The following is a 12,688-nucleotide window of genomic DNA, read 5'->3' on the forward strand; positions in this document are numbered from 1 at the left end:
GATGAGGGGGCCGGCGGATCCTGTCCCGGGACCTGCCGTGCCGGCGGCGCGCCGGGGCGCCCCGCCGGGTCCGCGCTCCCGCCACCGCCGGGGCGGCGCCGGAGCCGGTGTACCGAACCGACCGGCGCTCGGGGCGGCCGCGTCACCAAACCGCCCGGAGCGAGGGCGGGGAGGGTGTCCCCGCTCGTATGAGCTTAACTTGCGAGTAACGAGCGCGCCAGGGGTCTTCCGGGACTTCCCACGGTCTGTCCCTGTGATCTGCGTCCCGGCTACGCTCGGAGGTCATGGACGAAGAGTTGCGAGCGCTCACGGATCGCTTACGGCGCGAGTCGGGCGGGGCGCCCGAGTTCGAGCGGCTGGCGTCGACGGCGGACCCGGACGAGCTGGCCGTGGTGCTGACCGCCGCGGGGCAGCCGCTGTGGGCCAGGGAGTTGGCCGCCTTCCGGCTGGGCAGTGCGCGCGACCGGCGCGCGTTCGAGACGCTGGTGCTGCTGCTCAACCACCGCGATCCCGCGCGCTGCGCGTCCGCTGCGCGCGCCCTGGCCCGGCTGGGCGACCCGCGCACCGCCCGCGCCGCGGCGGCCCTCGCCACCAATGAGCTCCGGGTCGCCTACGCGCTGCATCCTGTGCGGTTGCTCACCGAGTTGCGGGCGCCGGAGGCCGTGCCCGCCCTCATCACCACGCTCCGGCGCCGGCTCACGCCCCACGACCCGTACGGGAAGGTGGCCCTGGCCTGCGTGGAGGGCCTCGGCGCGCTCGGCGACCGGCGCGCCCGCCCCGTCCTCACCGACGCTGCCGCCCACCCCCGCCTTGCCGCTGCCGCGGAGGCCGCCCTGGCCCGTCTGTCCGCGTAGCCCCCACGGCCGGCTCCCGCCGGGGCGGCCGTCGGCGACGTCCCCGAAGCGGATTCCCTCGGGGGGCAGGGCCGCCGGGAGTTCCCCTTCGACTCGCGCACCTGTGCGTACCTGGGCCAACGGCGCGACGCGCGGCGTGGTGGCGGGCGCCCGGGCGGCCCGGCGCGTCGTGAACAGGCCGGGCCGACGCCCCCGGCGCCCTCCCGGCCGGGTCGCCCCGGCCGGCGTGCGGGGACTGTGCGGGCGGCCCCGGCGTGCCTGTGGCGGGCCGTTCGCCGAGCCCCCTGCGGTCCCGGCCCCCGGCCGCCGCCCGGGTGGGGCTGCGGTCACCGCGGAGGCGGCTCCTTTTGGCCGTCCCCCACCGCACGCGGCGGAGCCGCGCAACGTCACAGCCCCGCGCCGTTCCGGGCCGCCCCCGGAAGCGGGGGAGCGGATCCGTGTGCGCGTCACATGATGGTGAGCTGGGTGTGGCCCGCGGGCCGCTCCTGTTCGGGCAGGGCCCGCTCGTGCTCCGGCTCGGGCTCAGGCCCGCGGATCCGGCGCGGGCCGCCCCGCCGGGACGGCCCGATCCCGAACTCGCGGGCCAGCTCGTGCACCTCCCGGGTCACCCTGCGCTGGTACCACTTGGGCGCGTAGGCCCCGGCCGCGTACAGCCGCTCGTAGCGCCGCACCAGGTGCGGATGGTGCTGTCCCAGCCATGCCATGTACCACTCACGCGCCCCCGGACGCAGGTGCAGCACCAGCGGCGTCACCGAGGTCGCGCCGGCCGCGGCGATCGCGCGGACCGTGGCGCGCAGCCGGTCCGGGTGGTCGCTCAGGAACGGCAGCACCGGCGCCATCAGCACCCCGCAGCCCAGGCCCCGGTCCGTCAGCGTCCGTACCACCTCCAGACGCCGCTGCGGGGCGGGCGTGCCGGGCTCCACGGTGTGCCACAGCTCCTGGTCGACGAAGCCCACCGACACCGAGAGCCCCACGTCGGTGACCTCCGCCGCCTCGACCAGCAGGTCCAGGTCGCGCAGGATCAGCGTGCCCTTGGTCAGGATGGAGAACGGGTTGGCGTGGTCGCGCAGCGCCGCGATGATGCCCGGCATCAGCTGGTAGCGGCCCTCGGCACGCTGGTAGCAGTCGACATTGGTGCCCATCGCTATGTGCTCGCCCCGCCAGCGCGGCGACGCGAGCTGGCGGCGGAGCACCTCGGGTGCGTTGACCTTCACCACGATCTGCGAGTCGAAGCCGTGCCCGGTGTCCAGATCGAGGTAGCTGTGCGTCTTGCGCGCGAAGCAGTACACGCAGGCGTGCGTACAGCCCCGGTACGGGTTGACGGTCCACTCGAAGGGCATCCGCGAGGCGCCCGGCACGCGGTTGACGACGGTCTTGGCGCGGACCTCGTGGAACGTGACGCCGCGGAACTCCGGCGTGTCGAAGGTGCGGGTGGTCACGGCGTCCGTGCCGAACAGCGCGGCGTCCCGAGGCGGCCCGGAGTCCTGGCCGGTGGTGGGCTTCTCTGTGAGGTTCTCCCAGCGCATGACGCCTCCTCGACGGCGCTCGGCAGCAGCACGCGACACACAATAGAACAGATGTTCCCTTGATCGTGCGCGTCGGCTCCCGGAGGCGCGCCCCCGCGACCCGCAGCGGCGTGCCGCGGGCACTGATTTGGGCGGGCGCGCCCCGGGGTGATTGGCTGGGCCACGACCATGTGGGAACGAGGGAGGAAGTGTCATGGCGCAGGTCGAGGCCGTCACCGAACGGATCATCGCGGCTCAGCCGGACGACGTCTTCGACGCGCTGGCCGACTACAGCGGCACGCGGGGGTCGCTCCTGACCGAGCACTTCAGCGAGTACGAGGTGCGCGAGGGCGGCGACGGCGAGGGCACCCTCGTGCACTGGAAGCTGCAGGCCACCAGCAAGCGCGTGCGGGACTGCCTGATGGAGGTGACCGAGCCCACCGACGGTGAGCTGGTCGAGCGGGACCGGAACTCCTCGATGGTCACCACCTGGCGGGTCACCCCCGCCGGGGAGGGCAGGGCACGGGTGGTCGCCACCACGGTCTGGAACGGTGCGGGCGGCATCGGCGGCTTCTTCGAGAAGACGTTCGCGCCCAAGGGGCTCGGACGGATCTACGGATCCGTCCTGGAGAACCTGGCCCGCCGCCTGGAAGCCTGACGGCGGCCCCCGGCCGGGGCCCCGTGCCGGGGCCCGGGGAACTCGCGATCGGCCACGATGCGCCTGCGGCGGGCCGATGCACCGAGCCCCTTGCGGTCTCGATCCCGTGACCGAGCCCCTTGCGGTCTCGATCCCGTGCATCAGCCGATGGCCTGGCGGTGGCAGGGGCGGCCCCCTGGCGCGGTGGCGATCTGCGGGTCTCGGCACGGCTGGTCGCGGCCACGCGGCGGAGCCTCCCACTGCCTCAAGGGCGTGGGAGGCACCCCCAGGACACAGCCCCGCGCCCGTCCCGTTCCGGGGCGCCCCACCGGCAGGCGGCCGCCGCCCCACTCGTACGGCCTGACCACTTGCGCCGCACAGGCCAGAAGCTGTTGGCTGACGTCGGCTCTGACCTGGGGAGAACGGAGAGCGAGTGAAGATCGTCATCAGCGCCGACATGGAGGGCGCGACGGGCGTGACATGGCCCGCCGACGTGCTGCCCGGCACGCCGCAGTGGGAGCGCTGCCGCGCGATGTTCACCTCGGACGTCAACGCCGCCGTGCTGGGCTTCCTGGACGGCGGGGCCGACGAGGTGCTCATCAACGAGGCCCACTGGACGATGCGCAACCTCCTCCTGGAGAACCTGGACGAGCGCGCCCGGATGCTCACCGGCCGGCACAAGTCCCTGTCCATGGTGGAGGGGGTGCAGCACGGCGACGTCGACGGCATCGCGTTCGTCGGCTACCACACGGGCGCCGGCATGGAGGGCGTCCTCGCGCACACCTACCTCGCCAACTCCATCACCGGCGTCTGGCTGAACGGCCGGCGGGCCAGCGAGGGCCTGCTGAACGCCGCCGTGGTCGCCGAGTACGGCATCCCCGTGGTGCTGGTCACCGGCGACGACCTCACCTGCGAGGACGCCCTCGGCTACGCCCCCGAGGCGCTGAAGGTCGCCGTCAAGGACCATGTCTCGCGGTACGCGGCGGTGTGCCGCACCCCGGCCCGCACCGCCGCCGACATCAGGGCGGCCGCCGAACAGGCGACGGTGCTCGCGACCCGGTACGAGCCCGCCCGGGGCACCGGGCCGCACACCGTGCGGGTGGAGTTCGACGCGGAGCACCTGTCGATGGCGGCAACCGTCGTGCCCGGCGTCACCAGGACCGGTGAACGCACCGTCGAGTACACCAGCGAGACCATGTACGAGGGCATCCGTACCTTCAAGGCGGTCACCACGATCGCCTCCGCCGCCGTGGAGGAGCAGTATGGCTGAGCAGTCCGGGACGGCACCGGGCCCCGACGAGTCCGCGGCGTCCACGGCGGCCGCGGCGGCCCGGCGCCCGTCGGTGAACGGCTCGGGCCCCGCGCCCGCGTCCGGCGCGCCGGACGCCGGCGTCGACGAACGGGCGCTCGACGAGGTGGTGCGCTTCACCTCCGAGCTGATCCGCATCGACACCTCCAACTACGGCGGCGGCTCCTGCAAGGAGCGGCCCGCCGCCGAGTACGCCGCCGAACTGCTCGCCGACGCCGGCCTCACCCCCACGCTGCTGGAGCGCACCCCGGGGCGCACCAACGTGGTCGCCCGCATCCCCGGCTCCGACCCCGGCGCCCCCGCCCTGCTGGTCCACGGGCACCTGGACGTGGTGCCCGCGCGGGCCGAGGACTGGCGTGTCCATCCGTTCTCCGGCGAGGTCGCCGACGGTGTGGTCTGGGGCCGCGGCGCCATCGACATGAAGAACATGGACGCGATGATCCTCGCCGTGGTCCGCCACTGGGCCCGCGCGGGCGTCCGGCCCCGCAGGGACATCGTGATCGCCTTCACCGCCGACGAGGAGGCCAGCGCCGAGGACGGCTCCGGCTTCCTCGCCGACCGGCACGCCGTGCTCTTCGAGGGCTGCACGGAGGGCATCAGCGAGTCCGGCGCCTACACCCTGCACGACGGCCACGGCCGGCAGATCTACCCCATCGCCGCCGGCGAGCGCGGCACCGCCTGGCTGAAGCTGACCGCCCGCGGCCGCGCCGGACACGGCTCCCGCGTCAACGGCGACAACGCCGTCACCCGGCTCGCCGCCGCGATCACCCGCATCGGCGAGTACGAGTGGCCCGTCCGGCTCACCCCGACCGTGCGCGCCGCGCTCACCGAACTCGCCGCGCTGTACGGCACCGAGGCCGACCTGGACGGCTCCGACGCCGAGATCGACGCACTGATCACCCGGCTCGGCCGGGCCGGGCGGCTTGTCGCCCCGATTATCCGCAACAGCGCCAACCCGACCATGCTGGACGCCGGGTACAAGGTCAACGTCATCCCCGGCGAGGCCGTCGCCCATGTCGACGGGCGCTATCTGCCGGGCGGCGAGGAGGAGTTCCGCAGCACCCTCGACCGGCTCACGGGACCCGACGTGGACTGGGAGTTCCTGCACCACGAGATCGCCCTCCAGGCCCCCGTCGACTCGCCCACGTTCGCCCGGATGCGCACCGCCGTCGAGGAGTTCGCGCCCGAGGCCCATGTGGTGCCGTTCAGCATGGCCGGCGGCACCGACGCCAAGCAGTTCTCCCGGCTCGGCATCACCGGCTACGGCTACGCACCGCTGAAGCTCCCCGAGGGCTTCGAGTACGACACGCTGTTCCACGGCGTCGACGAGCGGGTGCCGGTCGAGGCGCTGCACTTCGGCGTCCGCGTCCTCGACCGCTTCCTGCGCACGGCATGACGGCCGGCGCACCCCGCACCCACACCGCTCCCGCGGGACACACCACACACGGGCATCCGGAAGACGCCGGGCGACCGGGAAATGGGGAGATGATGCCAGCTCAGCCGTACGGATCGTGGCCGTCCCCGATCGATGCGCGGCTCGCCGCCGCGCACGACGGGCGCCCCGAGTACGTCGGGTTCATCGGGGACGAGGCGTGGTGGACCGAGCCGCGGCCCACCGAGGGCGGCCGGCGGGCCCTGATGCGGCGCCGGCCCGGCGAGCAGGCCGTCTCCGTGCTGCCGGCGCCGTGGAACGTACGCAGCCGTGTCATCGAGTACGGCGGACGGCCCTGGGCCGGCGTCGCACGGACCGGCGGAGCGGGGCCGCTGCTGGTCTTCGCGGACTTCGCCGACCAGCGCCTGTACGCCTTCGAGCCCGACGCGCCCGACGCCCGGCCCCGCCCGCTGACCCCGCTCTCGCCGGTCGGCGCCGGGCTGCGCTGGGTCGACCCCACCGTGCACGCCGACCGCGGCGAGGTCTGGTGCGTGCTGGAGGAGTTCACCGGCGAGGGCCCCACCGACGTACGGCGCGTGCTCGCCGCCGTGCCGCTGGACGGCTCCGCCGCCGAGGACCGCGGCGCCGTACGGGAGCTGACCGACGACCGGCACCGGTTCGTCACCGGCGCCCGCCTGTCACCGGACGGCGGCCGGGCGGCCTGGCTGGCCTGGGACCACCCGCAGATGCCGTGGGACGGTACCCGGGTACTGCTCGCCGAGGTCCGCGCCGACGGCACCCTCGCCGCCCCGGCCGAGATCGCGGGCGGGACGGAGGAGTCCATCCCGCAGATCGAGTGGGACCACACGGGCCGGCTGCTGTTCGCCAGCGACCGCACCGGCTGGTGGAACCTCTACCGGGCGGAGACCGCCGACCCGTCCGGGACGGCCGCGGCAGTCCCGCTCTGCCGGCGCGACGAGGAGTTCGCCGGACCGCTCTGGCAGATCGGCCTGCGCTGGTTCGCGCCGCTCCCCGACGGCCGGATCGCCGTCCTGCACGGCCGCGGCTCGCTCGCCCTCGGCGTGCTCGACCCCGTGAGCGGCAAGGTCACCGATGTCGCAGGACCCTGGAGCGAGTGGGCGGCCACCCTCGCCGTGCACGGCGCCCACGTCGTCGGCGTCGCCGCCGGGCCACGGCGCGGCCACGAGGTCGTCGAGGTCGACACCGTCACCGGGGAGACCGCCGTGACCGGCTTCCCGCACCGGGACGCGGTCGACCCCGCGTACTACCCCGAACCGCAGGTCCGCACCTTCGAGGGCCCCGGCGGGCGGGAGGTCCACGCCCAGCTCTACCCGCCGCACCACCCCGAGCTCACCGGGCCCGACGGCGAACTGCCGCCGTACGTGGTGTGGGCGCACGGCGGCCCCACCGGCCGCGCCCCGCTCGTCCTCGACCTGGAGATCGCCTACTTCACCTCCCGCGGCATCGGGGTCGTCGAGGTCAACTACGGCGGTTCCGCCGGGTACGGCCGCGCCTACCGCAACCGACTGCGCGAGCAGTGGGGCATCGTGGACGTCGAGGACTGCGCCGCGGTGGCCGCCGCGCTGGCCGCCGAGGGCACCGCGGACCCGGACCGGCTCGCCATCCGGGGCGGCAGCGCGGGCGGCTGGACCACGGCGGCCTCGCTCGCCGGCACCGACGTGTTCGCCTGCGGCACCATCCTCTACCCGATCCTCGACCTCACCGGCTGGGGCACCGGCGAGACCCACGACTTCGAGTCGCAGTACCTGGAGTCGCTGGTCGGACCGCTCGCCGAGGTGCCCGAGCGGTACCGGGAGCGCTCGCCGTCCGAGCACGCCGACCGGTTCACCGCCCCCTTCCTGCTGCTCCAGGGCCTCGCCGACGTGATCTGCCCGCCCACGCAGTGCGAGCGGTTCCTCGCCCGGTTCGAGGGGCGGGACCTGCCGCACGCGTACCTCACCTTCGAGGGCGAGGGCCACGGCTTCCGGCGCGCGGACACCATGATCCGTGCGCTGGAGGCGGAGCTGTCCCTGTACGCACAGGTCTTCGGGCTGACGCCGCCCGGCATTCCGGTTCTGGAGCTCACCCGATGAGGGCGGCCCCCGTGCCGGAGGCTGGTGCCGTGCCGCCCGTGCGGCCCGTGCCCCCCGTGTCGCCCGCGTCGGGGGACGGGGCTACGTCTCCCGTGCCGTCCGTGTCGGGGGACGGGGCTGCGTCTCCCGTGCCGTCCGTGTCGGGGGACGGGGCTGCGTCTCCCGTGCCGGGAGGCCGTCCCGTGCCGGGGGCCGGTGCCGCGTCTCCCCGGCCGCGCGACGGTGCCGCCGCGGTCACACCCTCGCGTGCCGGCGATCCGGGGGAGGCGGCGCCCCTGCGCTCGCTCGCACGGCCCGGCCGGCTGCGCCCGGGTGCCCGGGTGGCCGTGGTCGCGCCCAGCGGTCCCGTGCCGGCGGACCGGCTCGAAGCGGGGCTCGACATCCTCCGCCGCTGGCACCTGGAGCCGGTCGTCGGCTCCCATGTGCTCGACCGGCACCCCGGCTTCGGATACCTCGCAGGGACGGACGCCGACCGTGCGGCCGACCTCCAGCGGGCCTGGTGCGACCCGGACATCGACGCGGTGCTGTGCGCCCGCGGCGGCTACGGGGCGCAGCGCATGGCGGACCTGCTCGACTGGGACGCGATGCGGGCCGCCGGCCCCAAGGCGTTCCTGGGCTTCAGCGACATCACGGCACTGCACGAGGCGTTCGCCGTCCGGATGGGCCTGGCCACCCTGCACGGGCCGATGGTCGCGGGCGCCGACTTCGTCAAGAGCACCCGCGCGCAGGACCATCTGCGGGCCACCCTGTTCACACCCGAGCGCACCGCCGTGATCCGGGCCGGACGGGTGCTGGTGCCCGGCCGGGCCGCCGGGGTCACCCTCGGCGGCTGCCTCTCGCTGCTCGCCGCGGGCCTCGGGACGCCGGACGCCCGGCCGTCGGCGCGCGGTGGTGTCCTGCTGCTGGAGGACGTCGGCGAGGAGGCGTACCGGCTGGACCGGTACCTCACCCAGCTGCTGCGTGCGGGGTGGTTCGACGGGGTCGCGGCGGTGGTGCTGGGCTCCTGGGAGGAGTGCGGGCCGGTCGGGGAGGTGGCCGCCCTGTTCACCGAGCGGCTCGGTGGGCTGGGGATCCCCGTCGTGGCCGACGTGGGCTTCGGGCACTGCGAGGACGCGCTCACCATGCCCCTCGGCGTGCCCGCGGAACTCGTCGCCGACCCCGGTTCCGTGCCCGTCCTGCGCCTGACGGAACCCGCCCTCGTCTGACGGCGCACCCGCGCCCCGGCGGGGGCGCGGGTGCGCACTTGTGAGGCTGCGCCCCGGCCCCGCAGGGGCGCGGGGCCATCGTGGGGGCACCCCCGGACCCGACGGTCTCGTCGTGGCTCGTCGGGCAGTTCCGCGCGCCCCTGCCGGGGCCCGGCGGTCGCCCGAGCGACCGCTGCGCCCCCGGCGTACTGTGACCGGATGCCGCAGATCTCCTACCTCGCCGAAGGCCCCCGCGTGGGCATACGGCTGATCACTCTCGCGGACGGGCCCGAGTTCACGGCCCGGACGCGGGAGAGCACCGCCCTGCACCACCCCTGGCTCTTCCCGCCCAGCACCCCGGACACCTTCGAGGCGTACGCCACCCGGCTCATCGAGGACCCCACCCGGCACGGCTTCCTGGTCTGCACCCACGACGGGGCACTGGCCGGCTTCATCAACATCAACAACGTCGTCGAAGGCGCCTTCTGGAGCGGCGCCCTGGGCTATGGCGCCTTCGCGCACGCCGCGGGACGGGGGCTGATGCGCGAGGGCCTGCGGCTGGTCGTCGCGCACGCCTTCGGCACCCTGGGCCTGCACCGCCTGGAGATCAACGTCCAGTCCGCCAACACCGCCTCCATCGCGCTGGCCCGCGGTGCGGGCTTCCGCCTGGAGGGCTACTCGCCGCAGTTCCTGTACGTCGACGGCGCCTGGCGGGACCACGAACGCTGGGCCCGCACCGCCGAGATGCCCGACCCGAGGTGACCCCGCCGCGCCCCCGGCCCGGCCGGCGCCGCAGCCGTTGAGGGGACCGCGCACCTCGGGGACGATGGGGACATGCGGAACATCGTGGTCATGGACGCGCCGTCCAACCTGGGGCTGCGCCCACCCGCGCCCGGCACGGTCCCCGGCTGCTACAAGCTCGCGGGCGCGCTGCGCGAGCAGCGCCTGCTGCCGCGGCTCGACGCGCTGGAGGGCGGTGTCGTGGTGCCGCCCCGCTACGACCGCGGCGGGTGGCGGGAGGGCGACGGGGTCTTCAACGCCCCCGCGATCGCCGTCTACACCCGGCGCCTCGCCGACCGCATCGCCCACCACGTGCGCGCCGGGGACTTCCCCGTCGTGCTGGGCGGCGACTGCTCCATCCAGCTCGGCGCCGCGCTCGCGCTGCGCCGCACCGGCCGCTACGGCCTGGCCTCCCTGACCGCCTCCGCGGACTTCCGGCACCCGGGCAACTCCGACCGGATCGGCGCCGCGAGCGGCGAGGAGCTGGCGCTGTCCACCGGCCGCGGCCAGCGCGACCTCACCGACATCGAGGGCCTGCGGCCCTACCTGCGCGACGAGGACATCCGGCTGCTCGGCCTGCGGGACGCCCGGTGCGACCACCCCCAGCACGCCGAGCTGACCGCCCTGAAGATCCCCGCCGCCACCGTCGGCGACGTCCGCGAATGGGGCGCCGACGACGTCGTGCGCGCCGCGGTCGTCAGCCTGGAGGCGGACATCCTGAACGGCTTCTGGGTGCACCTCGACGCCGACGTGCTCGACCCGTCCGTGATGCCGGCCGTGGCCAGCCCGGACGTCGACGGGCTGCTGCCCGACGAGGCCGTCGCCCTGCTCGCCCCCCTCGTGAACTCCCCGCGCTGCGCCGGACTCACCGTCAGCGGCCACGACCCCGACCTCGACCCGGACGGCTCCGCCGGGGCGCTCCTCGCGGACCTGCTCACCGCCGCCTTCGCGCAGTCCTGACCCGCCGCGCACCCGAGAGCCCCTGGTCGCGTCCGGCCGGGGGCGGTTCCATGGTCATCGGGGGCCGGCCGCGCCGTGCGCCCCCGCAGGCGACCGGGCAGGTGAACCGAAGGGGAGGCCCCGTGCCGACGACCGCCACGACCATCCGACGCGAAGGCCTGACCCTGCCCGCGGCCGACCCGGGCCGCCCCAACCCACTGCCACCGCTGCACCCGCTCGCCGAGCCGCACAGTCTCGACGACCGCGACCGCGACCGCGCACCGAACCGCGACCGCGCACCGAACCGCGACCCCGTCCCCGACGGCGACCGCGCCCGCTTCCCGCGGGACATGGCCCGCCAGCTCGGCCACGCGCCGCTGCGCAGCCTGCTGCCGGTGCCGCTGCTCGACGGCTACGACCGCATCCGCACCGAAACCACGCTGGGGACGATCGTCCTGGAGAACGACAAGCTGCGCGTGACCGTCCTGCCGGGCCTCGGCGGCCGGGTCCACTCGCTGTTCCACAAGCCCACCGGGCGGGAGCTGCTCTACCGCAACCCGGTCCTGCAGCCCGCCCACTTCGCACTGAACGGCGCCTGGTTCTCCGGCGGCATCGAGTGGAACATCGGCGCCACCGGCCACGGCACCCTCTGCTGCGCCCCGCTGCACGCCGCCGCGGTCGCCGCGCCCGACGGCGGCCGGATGCTGTGGCTGTGGGAGTGGGAACGGCTGCGGGACCTGCCGTTCCAGGTCGACCTCTGGCTGCCGGACGGCTCGGAGTTCCTGCTGGTGGAGGTGCGGATCCGCAACCCGCACGAGCGGCCCGCGGCCACCTACTGGTGGTCGAACACCGCGGTGCCCGAGGAACGCAGGGTGCTGGCCCCCGCGGACGAGGCCTGGGTCTTCGACTACCGGCGCACCCTGCGCCGCCGCCCGGTCCCCGAGCAGGACGGCACCGACGTCGGTCACCCGCTGCACAGCACCCACCCGGCCGACTTCTTCTACGACGTGCCGGACGGCGAGCGGCGCTGGATCGCCGCGCTCGACGCCACCGGGCACGGCCTCGTCCAGACGTCCACGGACCTGCTCCGCGGCCGGAAGCTCTTCGTGTGGGGCACCGGCACCGGCGGGCGGCGCTGGCAGCGCTGGCTGACCGAGCCCGGCACCGGCGGCTACGCGGAGATCCAGGCCGGCCTGGCCCGCACCCAGCTGGAGCATGTGCCGATGGCACCGGAGAGCGAGTTGAGCTGGCTGGAGGCGTACGGGCCGCTGTCCGCGGACCCGGCGGCCGTGTCCGGCCCCGACTGGGCGGCCGCCCGCGCCGAGGCGGCCGGGCGGCTGTCCGCCGCGCTGCCCCGCGAGGACGTCGACGCCGCCCACCGCGCGTGGCTTGCGTGCGCCGACGCCGACCCGGACGAGCGGCTGGCCACCGGCGGGCGCAGTCCCACAGACCGCCGGCCGCGCCGGTGAGCACGCGGCCCGGAGGGCGCCGGGGGCCGGCAAGAGGGCCCCGTCAAACGGCCGTGCGTCGGTCCGCGTACTCGAAGACCGACCCGTCGGGATGCATCGCGATCAGATTGCGCCCCGCCGGGGACGGCAGCGGCCCCGCGACGATGTGCGCCCCGGATGCGCTGAGCACATCACGGGTCTCCTCCACATCCTCGACCGCAATCGTCGCCGTCACCTTCCGCAGCACCTCCAGCTCCTGCTCGGGCCCGCTCATCAGCAGGAAGCAGCCGACGGCGGCCACCGCCACCCCGCCGCGCTCGAACCGCAGCGCTCTGCTGCCGGCCAGCCGCTCGTAGAACGGCACCGCGGCCTCCAGGTCCTTGACGCAGATCCGCAGCGTGGTTCCCAGGATTTCCACAACCGACCCCGATCCCTTCCTCTGGCCTGCGGTTCTCGCGCTTCGAAACCCCCGGGTGGGAAACGACCGAGAGGTGACCAAGGGGCCAGGCCGCACGAGCACCGTGCAGATCCTCCCACCGCTCCCGG

Annotated in this window: 10 protein-coding genes and 1 pseudogene; 9 read left to right on the forward strand and 2 right to left on the reverse strand. The window is 75.1% G+C overall.

Translation table 11 applies throughout. The features are described from left to right. The first annotated feature begins 284 nt into the window (after positions 1–284). Positions 285–854, forward strand: coding sequence for an adenylosuccinate lyase (locus ACSMXW_RS30770; protein ID WP_485801119.1), 570 nt, complete (start codon positions 285–287; stop codon positions 852–854). A gap of 446 nt (positions 855–1,300) precedes the next feature. On the opposite strand, the gene ACSMXW_RS30775 is transcribed toward ACSMXW_RS30770, so the two are convergent. After that, on the reverse strand, positions 1,301–2,380 hold the full coding sequence (locus ACSMXW_RS30775; RefSeq protein ID WP_485801121.1) for an Rv2578c family radical SAM protein: 1,080 nt from the start codon (positions 2,378–2,380) through the stop codon (positions 1,301–1,303). 193 nt (positions 2,381–2,573) lie between these two features. Here ACSMXW_RS30775 and ACSMXW_RS30780 point away from each other — a divergent pair, with 193 nt between their 5' ends. From ACSMXW_RS30780 to ACSMXW_RS30815, 8 genes and pseudogenes are all read left to right on the forward strand, one after another. Beyond that, positions 2,574–3,017, forward strand: coding sequence for an SRPBCC family protein (locus tag ACSMXW_RS30780; RefSeq protein ID WP_485801123.1), 444 nt, complete (start codon positions 2,574–2,576; stop codon positions 3,015–3,017). A 412-nt stretch (positions 3,018–3,429) separates the two neighbouring features. Continuing rightward, positions 3,430–4,266, forward strand: a complete 837-nt coding sequence (locus ACSMXW_RS30785) for a M55 family metallopeptidase (RefSeq protein ID WP_485801125.1) — start codon at positions 3,430–3,432, stop codon at positions 4,264–4,266. Continuing rightward, entirely contained in the window at positions 4,259–5,701 is a 1,443-nt protein-coding gene (locus ACSMXW_RS30790) for a M20/M25/M40 family metallo-hydrolase (protein ID WP_485801126.1), read from the forward strand. Before ACSMXW_RS30785 ends, ACSMXW_RS30790 begins: the two co-directional genes overlap by 8 nt. Before the next feature lie 92 nt (positions 5,702–5,793). Continuing rightward, positions 5,794–7,791, forward strand: coding sequence for a prolyl oligopeptidase family serine peptidase (locus ACSMXW_RS30795; RefSeq protein WP_485808431.1), 1,998 nt, complete (start codon positions 5,794–5,796; stop codon positions 7,789–7,791). 275 nt (positions 7,792–8,066) lie between these two features. After that, positions 8,067–8,996, forward strand: coding sequence for a S66 peptidase family protein (locus ACSMXW_RS30800; protein WP_485808433.1), 930 nt, complete (start codon positions 8,067–8,069; stop codon positions 8,994–8,996). A gap of 198 nt (positions 8,997–9,194) precedes the next feature. Further along, positions 9,195–9,737 (forward strand): GNAT family N-acetyltransferase, encoded by a 543-nt coding sequence (locus ACSMXW_RS30805; RefSeq protein ID WP_485801128.1) that lies wholly within the window; start codon positions 9,195–9,197, stop codon positions 9,735–9,737. A gap of 72 nt (positions 9,738–9,809) precedes the next feature. Continuing rightward, entirely contained in the window at positions 9,810–10,715 is a 906-nt protein-coding gene (locus ACSMXW_RS30810) for an arginase family protein (RefSeq protein WP_485801129.1), read from the forward strand. A gap of 122 nt (positions 10,716–10,837) precedes the next feature. Beyond that, positions 10,838–12,127, forward strand: a pseudogene (locus ACSMXW_RS30815) (DUF5107 domain-containing protein); the annotation flags it as partial. A gap of 79 nt (positions 12,128–12,206) precedes the next feature. Here ACSMXW_RS30815 and ACSMXW_RS30820 read toward each other — a convergent pair. Continuing rightward, positions 12,207–12,560 carry a VOC family protein gene (locus ACSMXW_RS30820; RefSeq protein ID WP_485801131.1) on the reverse strand — a complete coding sequence of 118 codons (354 nt, stop codon included), beginning with the start codon at positions 12,558–12,560 and terminating at the stop codon, positions 12,207–12,209. Positions 12,561–12,688: the final 128 nt, after the last annotated feature.

The organism is Streptomyces sp. DSM 116793 (assembly GCF_057320905.1).